Source organism: Geodermatophilus sp. SYSU D00965, assembly GCF_054050075.1.
Genome location: NZ_JBJGYQ010000015.1, coordinates 1 through 18,218 on the forward strand (window position 1 = coordinate 1; position 18,218 = coordinate 18,218).

Annotated in this window: 18 protein-coding genes; 14 read left to right on the top strand and 4 right to left on the bottom strand. The window is 74.6% G+C overall.

The window, feature by feature from the left end; all coding sequences use genetic code 11:
• Positions 1–513 precede the first annotated feature (513 nt).
• The 6 genes from ACI789_RS15100 (at position 514) to ACI789_RS15125 (ending at position 6,755) form a co-directional block, all read left to right on the top strand.
• The gene (locus ACI789_RS15100) at positions 514–1,338 is read left to right on the top strand and encodes a glycerophosphodiester phosphodiesterase (RefSeq protein WP_457010198.1); all 825 of its coding nucleotides are present in this window, start codon (positions 514–516) and stop codon (positions 1,336–1,338) included.
• A 134-nt stretch (positions 1,339–1,472) separates the two neighbouring features.
• Positions 1,473–2,858, top strand: a complete 1,386-nt coding sequence (locus ACI789_RS15105) for a cytochrome ubiquinol oxidase subunit I (RefSeq protein ID WP_457010199.1) — start codon at positions 1,473–1,475, stop codon at positions 2,856–2,858.
• A complete protein-coding gene (locus ACI789_RS15110; protein ID WP_457010200.1) occupies positions 2,855–3,898 on the top strand; it encodes a cytochrome d ubiquinol oxidase subunit II in 1,044 nt (347 codons plus the stop codon). Before ACI789_RS15105 ends, ACI789_RS15110 begins: the two co-directional genes overlap by 4 nt.
• 118 nt (positions 3,899–4,016) lie before the next feature.
• Entirely contained in the window at positions 4,017–5,165 is a 1,149-nt protein-coding gene (locus ACI789_RS15115; RefSeq protein WP_457010201.1) for a zinc-dependent alcohol dehydrogenase, read from the top strand.
• A 13-nt stretch (positions 5,166–5,178) separates the two neighbouring features.
• A complete protein-coding gene (locus tag ACI789_RS15120; protein ID WP_457010202.1) occupies positions 5,179–5,766 on the top strand; it encodes a hypothetical protein in 588 nt (195 codons plus the stop codon).
• Positions 5,767–5,888: 122 nt separating this feature from the next.
• Positions 5,889–6,755, top strand: coding sequence for an oxygenase MpaB family protein (locus tag ACI789_RS15125; RefSeq protein WP_457010203.1), 867 nt, complete (start codon positions 5,889–5,891; stop codon positions 6,753–6,755).
• Here ACI789_RS15125 and ACI789_RS15130 read toward each other — a convergent pair.
• Together ACI789_RS15130 and ACI789_RS15135 are read right to left on the bottom strand one after the other, a co-directional pair.
• Positions 6,739–7,782 (bottom strand): AAA-type ATPase lid domain-containing protein, encoded by a 1,044-nt coding sequence (locus ACI789_RS15130; RefSeq protein ID WP_457010204.1) that lies wholly within the window; start codon positions 7,780–7,782, stop codon positions 6,739–6,741. The two genes, ACI789_RS15125 and ACI789_RS15130, sit on opposite strands and share 17 nt — an antisense overlap.
• Positions 7,698–8,201 (bottom strand): hypothetical protein, encoded by a 504-nt coding sequence (locus ACI789_RS15135; protein WP_457010205.1) that lies wholly within the window; start codon positions 8,199–8,201, stop codon positions 7,698–7,700. Before ACI789_RS15135 ends, ACI789_RS15130 begins: the two co-directional genes overlap by 85 nt.
• Before the next feature lie 179 nt (positions 8,202–8,380).
• Here ACI789_RS15135 and ACI789_RS15140 point away from each other — a divergent pair, with 179 nt between their 5' ends.
• From ACI789_RS15140 to ACI789_RS15150, 3 genes are read left to right on the top strand one after another with little or no spacing between them, the layout of a single operon-like run.
• Positions 8,381–9,424, top strand: coding sequence for an amidohydrolase family protein (locus tag ACI789_RS15140; protein ID WP_457010206.1), 1,044 nt, complete (start codon positions 8,381–8,383; stop codon positions 9,422–9,424).
• A gap of 10 nt (positions 9,425–9,434) precedes the next feature.
• Positions 9,435–10,202 carry an iron-sulfur cluster assembly protein gene (locus ACI789_RS15145; protein ID WP_457010207.1) on the top strand — a complete coding sequence of 256 codons (768 nt, stop codon included), beginning with the start codon at positions 9,435–9,437 and terminating at the stop codon, positions 10,200–10,202.
• Complete coding sequence (locus ACI789_RS15150; protein WP_457010208.1) at positions 10,199–11,224, top strand: NAD(P)-dependent alcohol dehydrogenase; 1,026 nt, start codon at positions 10,199–10,201, stop codon at positions 11,222–11,224. Before ACI789_RS15145 ends, ACI789_RS15150 begins: the two co-directional genes overlap by 4 nt.
• 44 nt (positions 11,225–11,268) lie before the next feature.
• On the opposite strand, the gene ACI789_RS15155 is transcribed toward ACI789_RS15150, so the two are convergent.
• A complete protein-coding gene (locus ACI789_RS15155; RefSeq protein WP_457010209.1) occupies positions 11,269–11,685 on the bottom strand; it encodes a GlcG/HbpS family heme-binding protein in 417 nt (138 codons plus the stop codon).
• Between the two features lie 53 nt (positions 11,686–11,738).
• On the bottom strand, positions 11,739–12,695 hold the full coding sequence (locus tag ACI789_RS15160; RefSeq protein ID WP_457010210.1) for an alpha/beta hydrolase: 957 nt from the start codon (positions 12,693–12,695) through the stop codon (positions 11,739–11,741).
• 188 nt (positions 12,696–12,883) lie between these two features.
• Here ACI789_RS15160 and ACI789_RS15165 point away from each other — a divergent pair, with 188 nt between their 5' ends.
• The 5 genes from ACI789_RS15165 to ACI789_RS15185 all read left to right on the top strand — a co-directional run bounded on the left by ACI789_RS15165 (position 12,884) and on the right by ACI789_RS15185 (position 18,089).
• Positions 12,884–13,540, top strand: coding sequence for a GntR family transcriptional regulator (locus tag ACI789_RS15165; protein ID WP_457010211.1), 657 nt, complete (start codon positions 12,884–12,886; stop codon positions 13,538–13,540).
• Positions 13,541–13,921: 381 nt separating this feature from the next.
• A complete protein-coding gene (locus ACI789_RS15170) occupies positions 13,922–15,352 on the top strand; it encodes an MFS transporter (RefSeq protein WP_457010212.1) in 1,431 nt (476 codons plus the stop codon).
• A gap of 24 nt (positions 15,353–15,376) precedes the next feature.
• Positions 15,377–16,252: a transketolase gene (locus ACI789_RS15175; protein ID WP_457010213.1), complete on the top strand. Its 876-nt coding sequence runs from the start codon at positions 15,377–15,379 to the stop codon at positions 16,250–16,252.
• A complete protein-coding gene (locus tag ACI789_RS15180; RefSeq protein WP_456920060.1) occupies positions 16,249–17,292 on the top strand; it encodes a transketolase family protein in 1,044 nt (347 codons plus the stop codon). Before ACI789_RS15175 ends, ACI789_RS15180 begins: the two co-directional genes overlap by 4 nt.
• Positions 17,293–17,327: 35 nt before the next feature.
• Entirely contained in the window at positions 17,328–18,089 is a 762-nt protein-coding gene (locus ACI789_RS15185; RefSeq protein WP_457010214.1) for an SDR family NAD(P)-dependent oxidoreductase, read from the top strand.
• The last annotated feature ends 129 nt before the right edge of the window (positions 18,090–18,218 follow it).

Here is an 18,218-nt window from a genome sequence, read left to right on the forward strand (position 1 = left end):
CCCCCCCCCCCCCCCCCCCCCCCCCCCCCCCCCCCCCCCCCCCCCCCCCCCCCCCCCCCCCCCCCCCCCCCCCCCCCCCCCCCCCCCCCCCTCGGCGTCTCCACGCTCGCCACGAGCGTGCGAGTGGTGAGGAGGACGGCGTCCTTCCTCAGTCGCAGTCGCCGTCGTGGCAGTTGCAGCCGCACTCGCCGGTGCAGAAGGTGTGGTTGCCGTGGTCGCACGGGGTCATCGAGAGGGCTCCTCGGGCGTCGTTGCCGGTGGGTGCGCGCCGGCACCTCCGGCGAACGGAGTGTGGCGGCCGCCACACCGTACGTGCCGGACCGGCGTTCCGCCTGACGAGCGGACCGAGTCCCGGTGGCGTGTCGCGGGCCCTGCCATCGCCGCCGGTCGTCGACCAGACTGGAGGGGCGACGAGCGGAGGCGACGCTCATGACGCGTCCGTCGAACCGAGGACCAGGAGGCCCCGCACGCGCGGGCCGGCCACCGAGGGGATGGCCGCCGGGTCGGAGCGCGGTGTTCTCCGACGGCCCGGTCGTCATCGGCCACCGGGGCCTCGGGTGCGGCGTCGTGTCGGGGCTCCGCGAGAACACGCTGGCGTCGTTCGCCTCCGCGGCCGCGCTCGGGATGGCCTGGGTGGAGGCCGACGTCCGCCGGACCCGGGACGACGTCCTCGTCGTCGAGCACGACGAGGCGTACCCGGACGGCACCCGGCTGGCCGACGTCCCGGCGGCCGAGACCGACCGGCGCGGGACCCTGCGGCTGCAGGCGCTGCTGGACGGGCTGCCCGCAGGGGTGGGGCTGGACCTGGACCTCAAGTCCTGCATCGAGGACGGCCTCCGGGAGCCGGCCCGCACCACCGCGGGGCTGCTCGGGCCGGTCGTGGCCGCCGCGGCCGACCGGCGCAGCCTCGTCGTATCCTCGTTCGACCCCGCCGCGCTGACCCGGCTGCGCGCGGTGGCACCGCGGGTCCCGCTGGCCTGGCTGACCTGGCGATCGTTCCCGCTCGGGGCGGCGGTCGCCGGGTGCGCGCACATGGACGTCGACGTCCTGGGGTTGCACGTGGGGTCCCTGGGCGGGGACCCGGGCAGCGGTGCGGTCGACCCCACCGCGGTGGCGCGCGCGGTGGAGTACGTGCACGGGGCCCGGCGCCGGCTCATGGTCTGGTGTCCGGCGGTCGCGCCGGCGCGCGCTCTCGTGGCGGCCGGCGTCGACGCGGTCGTCGTGGACGCGGTGCCCGGCGCTCTCGACGTGCTCAGCGCCGACGTCCTCAGCGCCCACGTCCTCAGCGCCCACGTCCGCCGGTCCACGGGGACGCGCCCGGACGCGCGGTCGGCATAGCGCGGTCGGCGCAGCGCGGTCGGCACAGCGCGGTCGGCGCAGCGGGGCCAGCACAGCGCGGTCGCGCCGCGCGCCGTTGCGGGCGCTCGCGGCCCGGCCCATGCTGCTGCCACCCGGCTCGAGCGGAGACCCGCGTGGACGCTGTCGACGTGCTCGCCGACGCGGTGGAGAACCTCTACCCCGCGCGGATGCAGATGGCGCTGTCACTGGGCTGGCACATCATCTTCTCCTGCTTCGGGATCGCCTTCCCGCTGCTCACGGTGTTCGTGGAGTGGCGCGGCCACCGGCGCGGCGACGAGGTGCTGCTCGGCCTGGCGCGCACCTGGTCGAAGGCGATGGGCGTGCTGTTCGCCGCGGGGGCGGTGTCCGGGACGCTGCTCTCCTTCGAGATGGGCATCCTCTGGCCCGGCCTGATGGACCGCTTCGGGGAGGTCTACGGCTTCCCCTTCGTGCTCGAGGGGTTCGCCTTCTTCATCGAGGCGATCTTCGTCGGCGTCTACCTGTTCGGCTGGAACCGGCTGTCCCCGCGGGCGCACGTGCTCAGCGCGCTGCCGATGATCGTCTCGGGCATGGCCGGGGCGTTCTTCGTCGTCGCGGCGAACGCGTGGATGAACAACCCCACCGGCTTCCGGCTCGACGCGCAGGGGCGGGTGGTCGACGCCGAGCCCTGGGCGGCCATGTTCGGCCCCTCGACCTGGCCGCAGGTCGTGCACATGCTGCTGGCCGCGTACATGGTCACCGGCTTCACCGTGGCATCGGTCTACGCCGTGGGCATGCTCCGCGGCCGCCGCGACCGGCGGCACCGGCTGGGGCTGCTCGTACCGCTGGCGATGGGCGCCGTGGCCGCTCCGGTGCAGCTCGTCGTCGGTGACTGGATCGCCGCGACCGTGGCCGAGAACCAGCCGGCCAAGCTCGCCGCCATGGAGGGGCTCTACGAGACCACCGCCGGCGCTCCGCTCACCATCGGCGGCTGGTTCTCCGACGACCGGATGCGCTGGGGCCTGGAGATCCCGAACGGGCTGTCGCTGCTGGTGCACCGCGACCCCGACGGGGTCGTTCCCGGCCTGGCGGAGTTCCCGCCCGACGAGCGGCCGCCGGTCAACGTCGTCCACCTGGCCTTCGACACGATGGTCGGCCTCGGGTCCGCGCTGCTGCTGCTGTCCCTCTGGTTCGGCTGGGTGTGGTGGCGGCGACGCCGGATCCCGGACACCCCGTGGTTCCTGCGGGCGGTCGCGGTCTCCGGCGTCGCGGCGGTCGTGGCGCTGGAGGCGGGGTGGGTCACCACCGAGGTGGGCCGCCAGCCGTGGATCGTCTACGGCATCCAGCGCACCGCCGACGCGGTCAGCCCCGCCCCCGGGCTGTACCTCGGCTTTTACGCGGTGGTGGTCGTCTACCTCGCGCTGACCGCCCTCACCGTGTACGTGCTGCGGCGGCTGGCCCTCAGCGCCGACACCCCCGCGCCGCAGGAGGTGGGCGCCCGGCCACCCGATCCGCACAGCGGCGAGGTGGCGGTCCGATGACGCTGGCCGACGTGGTGCTCAGCGTCATGTTCGTCGGGCTGGTGGCCTACGGGCTCTTCGGCGGCGCGGACTTCGGCGCCGGCATCTGGGACCTGCTGGCCGGCGGGACCCGCCACGGCGCCCGCCAGCGGGAGCTCATCGAGCGGTCCATCGCCCCGGTGTGGGAGGCCAACCACGTCTGGCTGATCTTCGTCCTCGTCGTCCTGTGGACGGCGTTCTCCGGGGCGTTCGCCGCCGTGGTGACCACCCTCTACGTCCCGCTCACCCTCGCCGCCTTCGGGATGATCGCCCGGGGGGCGGCGTTCGCCTTCCGCAAGAGCATCAGCACCCTGGGCATGCGCCGGTTCCTCGGTGCCGGCTTCGCGCTCTCGTCGCTGCTCACCCCGTTCTTCCTGGGTGCCGTGGTGGGCGGGGTCGCCTCCGGCCGCGTACCGCCCGGCATCGCGGCCGGCGACGTGGTCACCAGCTGGCTGAACCCGACGTCCGTGCTCGGCGGGGTCCTCGCCGTCCTGGTCTGCGCGTACCTCGCCGCGGTCTTCCTCTGCGCGGACGCCCGGCGCGAGGGCGCCGACGACCTGGTCGCCCAGTTCCGCACCCGCGCCCTGGGGACGGCGGCGGTCACCGGCGCCGTCGGCATCGCCGGCCTCTTCGTCCTGCGCGCCGACGCGCCGCAGCTGTTCGAGGGCCTCACCGGGCGGGCGCTGCCCGTGGTGCTGCTGTCGGTGGTCGCCGGCCTGGCCGCGCTGGTGTTGCTCTGGACGCGGCGGTACGTGCCCGCGCGGGCGGCCTCCGGAGTCGCCGTGGCGGCGATCATGTGCGGCTGGGCGGTCGCCCAGTACCCCTACGTCCTGGTCCCGGACCTGACCATCGAGCAGGCCGCCACCGGCCGGGCGACGCTGGTCGCGATGCTCGTCGCGCTGGTCGTGGGCTCGCTGGTCCTGCTCCCGGCGCTGGTCTACCTGTACTGGCTCTTCCAGCACTCCGAGCGCCGCGGCGGCGAGGCCGGGCGGGCGCCGGCCGTGCGGACCGGCGCCTCCTGAGGCCGGGTCCCCGGTCCTCCGCAGCGGACGCGGGGTCTCCGGGCGGACGCGGGGTTTCCGGCCCCGCCCGTCCGGGGCAGACCCCGGCCGTCGGGACGGCTCGGCGAGAGGAGGCCCGATGCGGGCGATGGTGTACCGGGGGCCCTACAAGGTGCGCGTCGAGGAGAAGGACGTCCCGGCGATCGAGCACCCGAACGACGCGATCGTGCGGGTCACGCTGGCCGCGATCTGCGGCTCGGACCTGCACCTCTACCACGGGCTGATGCCCGACACCCGGATCGGGCACACGTTCGGCCACGAGTTCATCGGCGTGGTGGAGCGGGTCGGGTCCTCGGTGCAGAACCTGCAGGTCGGGGACCGGGTGATGGTGCCGTTCAACATCTTCTGCGGCTCGTGCTGGTTCTGCACCCGCGGGCTCTACAGCAACTGCCACAACGTCAACCCGAACGCGACCGCGGTCGGCGGTATCTACGGCTACTCGCACACCACCGGCGGCTACGACGGCGGGCAGTCGCAGTACGTCCGCGTGCCCTTCGCCGACGTCGGCCCCACGCGCATCCCCGACTGGATGCACGACGAGGACGCCGTCCTGCTGACCGACGCCGCCGCGACCGGGTACTTCGGCGCGCAGCTCGGCGAGATCGCCGAGGGCGACACCGTCGTCGTCCTCGGCGCCGGGCCGGTCGGCCTGATCGCCGCCCAGTCCTCGTGGCTGATGGGGGCCGGCCGGGTCATCGTCGTCGACCACCTGCCGGAGCGGCTGGAGAAGGCGCGGACCATGGCGCACGCCGAGACCCTCGACTACGACGAGTACGACGACATCGTGGTCGAGCTCAAGAAGCAGACCGACTTCCTCGGCGCCGACGTCGTCATCGAGGCCGTGGGGGCCGAGGCCGACGGCAACCTCCTGCAGCACGTCACCGGCACCAAGCTCAAGCTGCAGGGCGGGTCACCGGTGGCGTTGAACTGGGCCATCGACGGGGTGCGCAAGGGCGGCACGGTCTCGGTCGTCGGGGCCTACGGGCCGATCCCCAACGCGGTGAAGTTCGGCGACGCGCTCAACAAGGGGCTCACCCTGCGGATGAACCAGACGCCGGTGAAGCGCCAGTGGCCGCGGATGTTCGAGCACGTGCGCAACGGTCACCTCACCCCGCGGGCGATGGTCACCCACCGGTTCCCGCTGGAGCACATCGCCGAGGCCTACCACGTGTTCTCGGCCAAGCTCGACGGCTGCATCAAGCCGCTGGTCCTGCCCGACGCGGCCTGAGGGAGAGCTCTCGATGACCGACCCCGACATCCCCAGTGCCTACGTCCGGGACAAGCGCGCCCCGCGCGAGACCCCCGAGCAGCTGCGCGCCCGGATCCCCGGCTGGGGAGCCGACCTCGACCCGGCCGACCGGCCGTCGTACCCGAAGCTGCAGTACCCGGCCGACACCGGGGCGCACTGGGACTTCCCGGACCGACAGCCGGAGACGCGGCCGCGGGAGCGCTCGATCGAGCACGCCTTCGTGACCCCGGTGTTCGGCACCGCGCAGCCGCTGCGCGGGGTGTCCGGGGCGATCCGCGGGCTGGCCTACCGGCGCTTCAGCGAGGGCCGGCTGGCCCACTGGCTGCTGCTGATCGTCGGCGACCGGGTCGACGCCTGGGGCAGCCACCTGCGCTCGTTCGGCACGCTGCGCCCTGACAACCCGGTGACCGAGACCGGTGTGCGCAGCGAGCTCACCTCCGGCGGGCTGCGCTCGCGGCGGGGGCGCAGCGACGCCCGGCACCACGTCCTGGACCCGGTCGTCGTCGCCGGACCGTGGGTCCTCGCCGGGGTCGGCGCCTGGGCCGGGCTGCGGCGACTCGCGCGGGCCGTGCGGGGGTGAGCCCGCTCCCCGGCCGCGGGGTGTTGTCCGCCTGGCACCGTGCGGGCGGAAGCTCGCTGACCGGCCTGCCCGAGGCCGTGCGGACCCGGTTCCGGGCACGGGTCTCCGGCGACCCCACCGGCGTGCCCGGCTGGGTCCGCGACATCGGGCGGGTGGGGGAGGGGCCCGGCTGGTTCGAGCCCGGCGGCGTCGTCTGGTGGGTCCACGGCGACCTCTCCACGCTCGTCGGCGGGATCGCGGCGCTGCTCGGGCAGGCCGCGCACCCGCTGGCCCTGGCCGGGGTGCGCCGCCACTCGGCCTACCTGGCCGACCCGTGGGCGCGGCTGGCCGGCACCGCCCGCTGGCTGGTGGTCACGACGTTCGGGTCGGCGGAGCTGGCCGAGCGGGAGGCCGCCCGGGTCCGCGGCCTGCACGCGCGGGTGCGGGGCCGGGCCGAGGACGGCCGGGCCTACTCCGCCGGGGACCCGGAGCTGCTGCGCTGGGTGCACCTGGCGTTCACCGACGCCTTCCTCGCCGCGCAGCGGGCCGTCGGCCGACCGCCGGAGGGGCGCTTCGGCCGTCGCTGGCCCGACACCTACGTGCGCGAGTGGGCCGCCAGCGCGCAGGCCCTGGGCGCCGGCGACCTGCCGGGGACCGAGGCGGAGCTGGCCGAGGCGCTGGCGGCCCTCCGGCCGGCACTGGAGCCGGTGCCGGCCGAGCTGCGGGCGTTCCTCACCGCGCCGCCCGGGCTGGCCCCGGCCGAGCAGGTCTTCTACCAGGGGCTGGCCTCCGCCGCGGGCCTGGTCGTGTCGCCGGCGCTCGCGCCGTTCGCCGGGGTGCCAGGGCGGGGGAGCGGCGTCGTGCGGCTGCCGGTGACCCGCGCGCAGCTGCGGGCGCTGCAGGTGCTGCTCGGGCCGCGCAGCCCCTCGGAGGAGGCGGCGCGCTGGCGGCTGGGGACGGGTCCGGCGCCGGCGTGGGCCGCCGACCGCGCGGTCAGCGCGGCAGGGTGATCTTGTACTGCGCCATCTTGCGGTAGAGGGTGGCGCGGCCGATGCCGAGCTCCTCGGCGGCCCGGGTGATCGTCGTCCCGGGTTCGGTCAGGCAGCGGACGATCTCGTCGCGCTCGAGCCGCTCGAGCCGGGTGAGCGACCGGCCGCCGGCGTCGAGCACCTCCGGCGGCAGGTGGTGGACGTCGACGAGGTCGGCGCGGGCCGCCGCGTCCCGGACCACCCGCCGCAGCTGGCGCACGTTGCCCGGCCAGGAGCAGGCGGTCAGCGCGCGCTCGGCGCGGTCGGTGAAGCCGACGGCGCGGTGCCGCTCCTGCTCGGCGAACCAGCGGGCCAGCGGCACCACGTCGTCGGTGCGGTGCCGCAGCGCGGGCACCTCGACGACGGTGTCGACCAGCGTGGCCAGCTGACCGGGCACCGCGGTGAAGTCGGCCGCGGTGAGCACGAACGGCTGCGGCCGGCCGGTGCGGCGGACCGCGCCCAGGATCTGCCCCAGCTCGTCGGCGGCCCAGGCCGGCAGGTGCGGCAGCCCGGAGACGACGACGAGGGTGTCGGGGTCGCGCAGCTCCGGCGTCCACAGCTCCAGCCAGGCCGCGACGTCCCCGCCCTCCGGCGCCCGGGCGTGCAGGACCCGCTGCCGGGGCGCGACCCGCCGGCGGGCCAGGGCGGCCAGCGCCGCCTTGCCCGCACCCGGCTCGCCGACGACCGCGGTGACCCGGTCGGCCGCCGCGGCGGCGTCGGCCAGCGCCGTCCGCCAGCCGGCCGACACGCACGGGTCGCCGGTCTCGGCGGCGCGGTGCCTGCCGACGACGTGGAAGACCTCGCCGCGCGGGGCCGGCCGCACCGTCCGCCCGCCGGCGCGGACCAGCATCAGCGCGCTGGTGGCGCTCGCCGCCGCCTGCGCCAGGCCGAGCAGCAACTCGGAGGAGGAGTCCGACCAGGTGGTCAGGTTGATGCTGCCGGCGAGGTCCCGCTGACCGGGTCCACGACCGGCACCGCGGCGCAGGTGAACCCGCGCAGCTCGGCGCACCAGTGGTCCTCGGCCCGGACCAGCGAGGGGGCGCGGTCGGCGAGGGACAGGCCCAGCCCGTTGGTGCCGGCGTTGCGCTCGGCGTAGGAGAACCCCGGCGCGAGGTGCACCCGGTCCAGCGACCGCAGGATGCCCGCGTCGCTGCACAGCCGGGCGAGCACCAGCCCGTCGGCGTCGGCGACCATGAGGCTGACCGGCTCGTTCGGGATGGTCGCCTGCAGGTCGGTGAGCACCCGGTGGGCGCACTCGTACAGCAGCGAACCGGTGTCCAGGGAGCCGGTGAAGACCGGGACCACCTCGTCGGGGGTGACCCCGTAGCCCTGGCTGCGGCGCCACGAGGCCCGCAGCCGGGACGGCGCCGGCCGGGCTGCCAGCCCGGGGTCGGCCAGGGGACCGGGGGCGGCCCGGGGCACCTCCACGGGACACCTCCTGGGCGGGACGAGAACCGGTCGTTGTGGCCCGCGCCACAGCAATGTATCCCCGCAGGGCGCCGTCCGGGGGGCGTTCCAAAGTGAGACACCGACCGGCTTCTGCCGCCGTCCGGCGCTGCCTAGCGTCGCTGGCACCAGCGTGACCGGCGCCACAGAGAGGACCGGAGATGTACACCAAGGACGGCGAGAAGTACTACGTGGTCGACGCCCACATCGCGCTGTGGGACGGGCGCCCGGAGAACCAGCGCAACATCCACGGCAAGCAGTTCATCGACTGCTTCTACGACTACCACCGCAACCTCAGCCCCGAGTCGGAGGTCTGGGGGTACGAGGAGTACCTCTACCAGGGCGGCGAGCGGCTGATGCGGGACGTGTTCGTCGACGGGATCGTCGACCACGCGATCTTCCAGCCGGCCCGGCTGGCCGAGTTCTACCACCGGGGCTTCGGCCAGACCGACGAGGCGTTCGCCCTGACCCAGGCCCACCCGGACAAGCTGACCTACAACCACTACTGGGACTCCCGCGACGGCGAGAACGGCCTGAGGCAGCTGCGGGCCGACGCCGAGCGATTCGGCCTCAAGGGCGTGAAGCTCTACACCGCCGACTGGCACGGGGAGTCCCGCGGCTGGAAGCTCGACGACCCGATGGCCTACCGGTACTTCGAGCTGTGCCGCGAGCTCGGGATCACCAACATCCACATCCACAAGGGCCCGACGATCCGGCCGCTGGACCGCGACGCCTTCGACGTCGCCGACGTCGACCACGTGGCCAGCGACTTCCCCGACCTGACCTTCGTCGTGGAGCACTGCGGCCTGCCGCGGCTGGAGGACTTCTGCTGGATCGCCACCCAGGAGCCCAACGTCCACGCGGGCCTGGCCGTCGCGATGCCGTTCATCCACACCCGGCCGCGGTACTTCGCGCAGATCATCGGCGAGCTCGTCTACTGGATCGGCGAGGACCGCATCCTCTTCTCCAGCGACTACGCGCTGTGGACGCCGAAGTGGCTGGTCGAGCGCTTCGTGGACTTCCAGATCCCCGAGGACATGACCGAGTACGCGCCGCTGACCACCGCGGTGAAGAAGAAGGTGCTCGGCCTCAACGCGGCGCGGCTCTACGACCTGCCGGTGCCGCAGGAGCTGCAGCTGCCCGAGGCGGGGGAGCCCGCGACCGGCCCGCGCGAGCCCGGTGCCGCCGACCTGGCGATGGCCTGAGGGCGGCGCGATGACCGCGGTCCTGCCCGACCTCGCCGTTGAGGTCCGCAGTGCGCTCGGCGCCGTCGTCGACCCCGAGCTCGACGAGCCGATCACCGACCTCGGCTTCGTCCGCTCGGTGTCGGTGGACGGGGCCGACGTCGAGGTGCACCTGCGCCTGCCGACGTCGTTCTGCGCGCCCAACTTCGCCTGGCTGATGGTCTCCGACGCCCGGGAGGCGGTTGCCGCCGTCCCCGGGGTCGCGCGGGTCGTGGTGGCCCTCGACGACCACTCCGACTCCGACCTCATCAACCGCGGGCTGGCGGCGGGCGCCGACTACCGGACCACCTTCGCCCACGAGGCGGAGGAGTCCCTCGACGAGCTGCGGGCCACCTTCACCCGCAAGGCGCACACCGCGGCGATGGAGCGGGCGCTCACCGCGCTGCTGCGCGCCGACCCGTCGCGCTCCGAGGCCGACGTCGCCGGCGTCACCCTCGCCGACCTGCCGGCCGACGCCCCCACCACCGCGGCGCTGCTGCGCCGCCGGGCCGCCCTCGGGCTGCCGGTGGACGGCGACGCTCCGGTGCTGGTCGGCGAGGACGGCAGCCGCCCGGACCCCGCGCAGGCGCCCCTGGTCCTGCGCCGGGCGCGGTCGGTGCGCATCTCCGTCGACGGCAACGCGCACTTCTGCCGCGGCCTGCTGGCCACCCGCTACCCGGGCGCGGAGGCCGACCAGGTGCCCCGCCCCGAGGACCGCCCCCTGCTCCCGCTCACCGTCTCGAAGGGAACCCGCCCGTGAAGGCCGTCCGCGTGCACGAGTACCACGCCGACCCCACGATCGACGACATCCCCGAACCGCAGATCCAGGGCCCGCTCGACGTCATCGTCAAGGTCGGCGGCGCCGGGGTGTGCCGGACCGACCTGCACATCCTCGAGGGCCAGTGGGCCGATCTGCAGAACCCGGACCTGCCCTACGTGATCGGGCACGAGAACGCCGGGTGGGTGCACGCGGTCGGGGAGGGGGTCACCAACGTCGCCGTCGGTGACACGGTGATCCTGCACCCCCAGCCCAGCTGCGGCCTGTGCACCGCCTGTCGCGCCGGCCGGGACATGCAGTGCGACAACGCCTTCTTCCCCGGGCTGTCGAACAACGACGGCGGCATGGCCGAGTACCTGCGCACCACCGCCCGCGCGTGCGTGAAGCTCGACCCGTCCACCAACCCCGCCGACGTCGCCGCACTCGCCGACGCCGGCATCACCGCCTACCACGCCGTGCGCAAGGCCCTGCCGCTGCTGCACCCGGGCACGACGGCGGTCGTGCAGGGCGCGGGCGGCCTCGGCCACATCGGCGTCCAGTGCCTGGCCGCCCTGTCGGGCACCCGGATCATCGTCGTCGACCGCAACCCCGACGCCCTGGAGCTCGCCCGGCAGATCGGCGCGGACGAGACGGTGGTCGCCGACGGCAACCAGGTGCAGGCCGTCCAGGACCTGACCGGCGGGGGTGCCAACGTCGTCCTCGACTTCGTCGCCGAGCAGGGGGCGGAGATGGACGGCTGGCACATGACCGGCCCGGCCGGCTCGTACTTCGTCATCGGCTACGGCGGCGAGCTGCGCATCCCGACGCTGGACTTCGTCGCCGGCGAGAAGAACATCGTCGGCAACATCGTCGGCACGTACACCGACCTGGCCGAGCTGATGGTGCTCGCGCAGGCCGGCAAGGTCACCCTGCACACCCAGCAGTACCCGCTCGACCGGGCCGTGGACGCGCTCCGCGACCTCGACGCCGGGAAGGTCCGGGGCCGGGCGATCCTCGTCCCCTGACGAAGGGACCTCCCTGCCCCTGTGCTCGCCCGGGCCGGCCTTCGTCAGGCCCGGGCGAGCACGGCCACGGCGGCCTCGGCGCAGGTGGTGTCCTCCTGCGGCGTCGCGCCGCTCACGCCGACGCCGCCGACGACCTCGCCGTCGCGCAGGACCGGCAGGCCGCCGCCCAGCGTGGTCGGGCGGAAGCCCAGGTGCTCCCCGGCGGCGAGCAGCACCTCCGGGCGGCGCTCGGCCACCTCGGCCAGCTCCCAGGAGGGACGGCGGAACGCGGCGGCCGTGGCCGCCTTGGACCGGGCGATCCCCGGCGTGAACCCGGGGGTGCCGTCGCCGCGCGCGACGGCGACCTCGTGGCCGGCGAGGTCGACCACGGCGACGCTCACCCGCACCCCGATCTCGGCCGCGCGCGCCAGCGCGGCCTCCGCGGCCGCCCGTGCCTCCTCGTACCGCATGCCCTGTCCCATCCCCGTGCTCCTCGTCTCGGTCGTCCGGAGGCCCACCCTGCCCGACGCCGGTCTCAGGTGCGCCGGGCCAGGGCGGCCGACTGTTCCGCGCAGAGCTCGGACAGGGCCTGCGGCGCGGCGCGGCAGACCCGCGGGAAGCTCAGGTAACCGTGCGGCATCGCGACGTACCCGGTCAGGCGGACCGGGACGCCGGCCCGGCGCAGCGCGGCGGCGTAGCGCAGGCCGTCGTCGCGGATCGGGTCGTGCTCGGCCACCTGGACCAGTGCCGGCGGCAGCCCGGAGAGGTCGTCGGCGAACAGCGGCGAGGCGTAGGGGTGGGTCGGGTCCTGGCCGCCGAGGTAGTGGTCGCGGAACGACAGGCAGTCGGCCTTCGTGAGGATCGGCGCGTGCGCGTTCTCCTCGATCGAGGGGCTGCTCATGGTGAGGTCGACCGCCGGGTAGACCAGTCCCTGGTGGGCGATCCGCGGACCGGAGCGGTCGCGGGCCATCAGGCTGACCACGGCGGCCAGGTTGCCCCCCGCGCTGTCACCCATGACCGCGACGCGGCCGGGGTCGGCGCCGAGCTCCGCCGCCCGGTCCACCACGTCGACGAGGGCGCCGTAGCAGTCCTCGGCGGCCGCGGGCCAGCGGTGCCCGGGCGCCAGCCGGTAGTCCACCGAGACGACCACGGCGCCGGTGGTCACCGACACGTGGCTGCACAGCCAGTCCGCCATGTCGAGCGAGCCGATCGTCCAGCCTCCGCCGTGGAAGTTGACGACGAGCGGCAGCCGTCGGTCGGCGGCGCGGGTGGGGCGGTAGACCCGGATCGGCACCGGCCCGACCTCACCCTTCGCCGTCCCGTCCTCGAGGGACACCCCGCCGGCGACGGCGCCGAACAGCAGGTCGGTGACCGGGTTGTGGCCCATGTGCTGCTGCTGCGCCCGCCGCAGCCGGTCGTCGTCCATCGAGGCGACCGAGGCCAGTCCGGCCAGCCGGCCGAGCAGCCGCACGCGCAGGTCCATCCGGGTCATGCGGCCATCCTCTCCCTGCGGGGCGCAGCACGCTGACCAGCGGGTCCGTCGGCGTGCGCGACGGGTACGTCACCGGATTGCCGCCCGCGCCGGGACCGAGGGGCCTGCTCCCGTGGGGTGGTTGTCGACTGTCGCCACCCCGATGTCGACAGCCGCCGGATACCATGCGGCGGACGAGGAGGTGCACGGTGGACGTCGAGCCCCTGGCCAGCCTGGACCGCAGCACGCTGCGGGAGCGCGCCCTGGAGGTGCTCCGGTCGGCCGTCCTCTCCGGCCGCTACCGCCCCGGCGACCACCTCGGCGAGGTCGAGCTCGCGTCGTCGCTCGGGGTCAGTCGCGGCACCGTGCGCGAGGCCCTGCGCCACCTCCAGCAGGAGGGCCTGGTGACCGCCGGCAACCGGGGGATGCTGCGGGTCAACAGCCTCACCCCCACGGAGGTCCGCGAGCTCTTCCAGGTCCGTGCGGCGCTGGAGGGCCTGGCGGTGCGGGACATCATCGGCTCGCCCCGGCGGGAGGACGCCGTGACGGCGCTCCGGGCGGCCCTCGAGCAGCTGTCCGACGAGGAGGACCCGGCCGCGCGGATGGCCGCGGACCTGGCCTTCCACCTGCTGCTGTGCCGGCTGTCGGGCAACTCCATGCTGGTGGAGGCGTGGCAGCGGCTGGAGGGCCGCATGCGGGTCGCCATCCTCAACGGCGCGTCCTGGCAGGCGCCCATGATGGCGCGCGACCGGCACGCCCCGATCGTCGACGCCATCGAGCGCGGCGACGTCGACGCGGCCGTCGAGGTGGTCGACGAGCACATGGCCGCGGCCGCGGAGCACTTCGCCCAGGCCACGTCCGCCTGACCTCCCCGCGCAGGCGGGCTACGTGCGCCTGACGTCCCGACCGGCGACGGCCGCACCGGGCTGACCGGCCCCCCTGACGTCCCCACCGGGGCTGATCCGCCCCCCCGACGGCAGTCGCACCGGCCTGACCGGCCACCGACGGCAGCCGCACCGGCGGCCCCGACCCGCGCGGCCGGCGCCGCCGTCGAGGGCCGCGCGACCCCGGAGCCCTCCGCCACGGCTCCTTCCTGGCTCGTACTGGGCCGGCGCGCGCAGCTCGTCAGCCGGCTCAGAAGTGACCCTTGACACCGTGACGCACGCCACCCACACTCGGTCGGGAGTTGACTGTTAACAGTCAACGGAGAACGGGGAACACGGCCCATCGCTCACCCGGAGACGACCATGACCGAACGGCACCCACCCGTCCGCGACCCGCACCTCGAGGAGGTCGCCGCCTGGCACCCGATCGAGGGCACCCCGACCAAGAAGAGGGTCGCGGTCGGCTGCTCCGTCGGGGCGACGATCGAGACCTACGACTTCATCGGCTTCGGCATCGCGGCGGCGCTCTACTTCAACACCGCCTTCTTCCCCGCAGATGACCCGCTGTCGGGCACGCTGCTCTCCTTCGCCACGTTGGGCATCGGCTTCGCGGTGCGCCCCCTCGGCGGGATCATCGGCGGCTACCTCGGCGACCGCATCGGCCGCAAGCCGGTCCTCGTCGGCTCCCTGCTGCTCATGGGGATCGCGACGGTGCTCATCGGCTGCCTGCCCACCTACCAGCAGGTCGGCGTCTGGGCCGGGGTCCTGCTGGTCGTCGTCCGGGTCGTGCAGGGGCTCGCGTTCGGCGCGGAGTGGGGCGGGGCCATCCTCATGTGCTTCGAACACGCCCCGTGGCGCAAGAAGGGGCTCTACACCGGCGTCACCCAGGCCGGCTTCCCGGTCGGGCTGCTGCTGGCCAACCTCGCCTTCCTGGCCAGCGTCCCGCTGGGCGGGTCGTGGGCCTGGCGGGTGCCGTTCCTGCTCAGCGCCGTCCTGATCGTCGTGGGCATCGTGATCCGGCTGAAGGTCGAGGAGTCGCCCGAGTTCGAGGAGCTCAAGGAGGAGGGCGAGATCTCGAGGAACCCGCTCCTCGAGGTGCTGCGCGACGACTGGCGCAACATCCTGCGCGCCTTCTGCCTGCGGATCACCGAGACCGCCGGCTACGCGGTGTCGGTCACGTTCATGCTGTCCTACGTCGCCGCGGAGGGACTGGCCGACCGCTCGGTCACCCTCACCGCGACGATGATCGCCGCCGGCATCGGCATCTTCGCGACCACGTACTGGGGCGCGCTCACCGACCGCGTCGGGCGGCGCCCGGTGTACCTGCTGGGCACGGCGCTCCACCTGCTGTGGGGCATCCCGCTGTTCCTCGTGGTCAACACCGGCGCGGCGGTGGCGATCGTGTTCGCGTTCGTCATCAGCTACGCGGTCCTGCAGAACTGCCTGGCCGGGGTGCAGGGCGCCTGGTTCTCGGAGCTGTTCGCGACCAAGACCCGCACCACCGGCGCGTCGCTGGCCTACCAGATGTCGGCCGTCGTGTCCGGGTTCACCCCGCTCATCACCACCGCGCTCTACGCCGGCTACGGCTGGATCGGCCCGGCGCTGCTCTTCAGCGGCTACGGCCTGCTCGGCCTGGTCGCCGCGCTGCTGACCCGCGAGACCTGGGGGCGGGCCGAGCGCGACGAGGTCGCCGCCCTCGAGCGCAGCCTCCGGACGCCGGCTCCCGACGGGGTCCCCGCGCCCCGCACCCGGCTGGACGCCACCCGGCCGACGGCCGACTCGGCCACCGACTGACCCGACGACGAGGAGGAACACGTCATGACCTCGCTGACCACACCCCGACCGGCCGGGACCCCGGTCGACCGCACCGAGCGGATCACCCGCATCCGCCAGGCCGCGTACCGGATCCGCCGCAACGCCCTCGACATGGGGGAGGTGCAGGGCCAGGGCTACATCGGGCAGGCGCTCGGCGTCGCCGACGTGCTCGCCGCCGTCTACACCGACCAGCTGCGGTACCGGCCCGAGGACCCGCACTGGGCCGACCGCGACCGCTTCCTGCTCTCCATCGGCCACTACGCCATCGCCCTCTACGCGGCGCTGGCCGAGGCCGGGACCATCCCGCTGGAGGAGCTGGAGACCTACGGCTCGGACGACTCCCGGCTGCCGATGTCGGGGATGGCCTCCTACACCCCCGGCATGGAGATCTCCGGCGGCTCCCTGGGCCACGGCCTGGCGGTGGCCACCGGGATGGCCCTGGGGCTGCGGCACCTCGGCAACCCCGCCCGGGTGTTCAACCTGCTCTCCGACGGCGAGCTGGACGAGGGCTCGACCTGGGAGGCCGCCATGGCCTGCGCCCACCACGGCCTCGACAACGTCACCGCGATCGTCGACGTCAACGCCCTGCAGGCCGACGGCCCCACGGTCGGCGTCCTGCGGACCGAGCCGGTCACCGAGAAGTGGCAGGCGTTCGGCTGGCACGCCCTGCGCGTGGACGGCAACGACGTCGGGGCGCTCGTCGACGCCCTCGACGAGATCCGGGAGCACCGCGGCTCGCCCTCGGTGCTCATCTGCGACACCCGCATCGGGCGCGGGGTGCCGCTGCTCGAGAACCGGGAGAAGGCCCACTTCATGCGGGTCGAGGAGCACGAGTGGCAGATCGCCCGCGACCAGCTGCAGGAAGGACAGGACCGATGACCAGCACGACCCCCCGGAAGAAGCTGACCACCTCGGCGATGATCGCCTCGTTCGCCGACCCGGGTCAGCGCACCACCAGCGCCCCGTTCGGGCACGCGCTGAACCGGCTGGCCGAGGAGCGGCCCGAGATCGTCGGGCTGTCGGCCGACCTGGCCAAGTACACCGACATGCACGTGTTCCGCGACGCCCACCCGGACCGGTTCTTCCAGATGGGCATGGCCGAGCAGTCGCTGCTCGGGACGGCGGCCGGGCTGGCCGAGGTCGGGCTGGTGCCCTTCGCCTCCACCTACTCGGTGTTCGCGACCCGCCGTGCCTACGACTTCCTCTGCCTGGACATCGCCGAGCCCAACCTGAACGTCAACGTCGTCGGCGCGCTGCCCGGCCTCACCACCGGGTACGGGCCGAGCCACCAGGCCACCGAGGACCTCGCGATCCTGCGCGGCTGCCCGAACCTGACGATCGTCGACCCCTGCGACTCGGTGGACATCGAGCAGGCCGTGCCGGCCCTGGCGGCGGCACCGGGACCCACCTACCTGCGGCTGCTCCGCGGCGCGGTGCCCACGGTGCTCGACGAGTACGACTACCGCTTCGAGCTGGGCAAGGCCGCCGAGCTGCGCACCGGTCGGGACGTCGTCCTCATCTCCACCGGCCTGATGACCATGCGGGCGCTGCAGGCCGCGGCCCGCCTCGAGGCCGACTCCGTCGACGTCGCCGTGCTGCACGTCCCGACCATCAAGCCGCTGGACACCGAGGCGATCCTGCGGGCGGCGCGGACCGACCGGCTGGTGGTCACCCTGGAGAACCACACCGTCGTCGGCGGGCTGGCCGAGTCGGTCGCCTCGACGCTGGCGTTCGCCGGCGTGGGGACCCGCGTCGTGCCGATCGCCCTGCCCGACGAGTTCCTCGCCGCCGGCGCCCTGCCCACCCTGCACGACCGCTACGGCCTGTCCACCGACGCCGTCGTCGCCCGGGTCAAGGCCGAGCTCGGCGGCCGCGCGCACGCCCCCTGGGCCGCCGACCCCGCCCCGGCCACCGCCTGACACCCACCCGCCCCGTACCCCCCTGGAGGACCCCCATGACCGTCACCGACAAGACCGCCGTCATCACCGGCGCCGGCTCCAAGCGCGGCATCGGCCGCGCCACCGCCCACGCCCTCGCCGCCGCCGGCTGGAACGTCGCCGTCCTCGACCTGGACGAGGCCAGCGCCAAGGACGCCGCGCACGAGGTCGCCGAGCGCAACGGCGTGCAGGCCGTCGGCATCGGCTGTGACATCACCGACGAGACGTCGGTGGACAACGCGCTGGCCGTCCTCGACGGCGCGCTGCCCCCGGTCGGCGCCCTGGTCAACAACGCCGGCATCACCTCGCCCACGCCGTTCCTCGAGGTCACCGGCGGCGAGTGGGACCGCATCTTCGCCGTGAACGTGCGCGGTGCCTTCAACGTCACCCGGCGCCTGGCGCCGGGGATGGCCGAGCGCGGCTTCGGCCGGATCGTGTTCCTCTCGTCGGTGTCGGCGGAGCGGGGCGGCGGCGTCTTCGGTGGGGTCGCCTACTCCGCCGCCAAGGCCGCCGAGCTCGGCTTCACCCGGGCGCTGGCCCGCGAGCTCGGCCCCTCGGGGATCACGGTCAACGCCGTCGCCCCCGGGCTGATCGACACCGACATCACCGGCGGGGCGCTGGAGGGCGAGCGCAAGCAGGAGCTGGTCGCCGGGATCCCGGTGGGCCGCAACGGCCGGGTCGCCGACGTCGCCGACCTGATCACCTACCTGTGCCGGGAGGAGACCGGCTACGTCACCGGGGCCACCTACGACGTCAACGGCGGCTCGCACATCCACTGAGGGAGGGCCTCCCGGCAGGGTGCCGCACGCGCAGGCTCGCGGCCGGGACCCTGCCGGGACCCGGCCGGCGGTGCGCCGTCCCGATCTCCGGACCGGGCGTGAGTGACACCACCGGCCGGTCGTGGTCCA

What these genes read in the sequence shown, in the direction of transcription:
- ACI789_RS15170 (WP_457010212.1), top strand. Translation starts at nt 13,922, where the DNA reads ATGACCGAACGGCACCCACCCGTCCGCGACCCGCACCTCGAGGAGGTC.
- ACI789_RS15120 (WP_457010202.1), top strand. Translation starts at nt 5,179, where the DNA reads ATGACCGACCCCGACATCCCCAGTGCCTACGTCCGGGACAAGCGCGCC.
- ACI789_RS15145 (WP_457010207.1), top strand. Translation starts at nt 9,435, where the DNA reads ATGACCGCGGTCCTGCCCGACCTCGCCGTTGAGGTCCGCAGTGCGCTC.
- ACI789_RS15110 (WP_457010200.1), top strand. Translation starts at nt 2,855, where the DNA reads ATGACGCTGGCCGACGTGGTGCTCAGCGTCATGTTCGTCGGGCTGGTG.
- ACI789_RS15185 (WP_457010214.1), top strand. Translation starts at nt 17,328, where the DNA reads ATGACCGTCACCGACAAGACCGCCGTCATCACCGGCGCCGGCTCCAAG.
- ACI789_RS15160 (WP_457010210.1), bottom strand. Translation starts at nt 12,695, where the DNA reads ATGACCCGGATGGACCTGCGCGTGCGGCTGCTCGGCCGGCTGGCCGGA.
- ACI789_RS15140 (WP_457010206.1), top strand. Translation starts at nt 8,381, where the DNA reads ATGTACACCAAGGACGGCGAGAAGTACTACGTGGTCGACGCCCACATC.
- ACI789_RS15155 (WP_457010209.1), bottom strand. Translation starts at nt 11,685, where the DNA reads ATGGGACAGGGCATGCGGTACGAGGAGGCACGGGCGGCCGCGGAGGCC.
- ACI789_RS15180 (WP_456920060.1), top strand. Translation starts at nt 16,249, where the DNA reads ATGACCAGCACGACCCCCCGGAAGAAGCTGACCACCTCGGCGATGATC.
- ACI789_RS15175 (WP_457010213.1), top strand. Translation starts at nt 15,377, where the DNA reads ATGACCTCGCTGACCACACCCCGACCGGCCGGGACCCCGGTCGACCGC.
- ACI789_RS15115 (WP_457010201.1), top strand. Translation starts at nt 4,017, where the DNA reads ATGCGGGCGATGGTGTACCGGGGGCCCTACAAGGTGCGCGTCGAGGAG.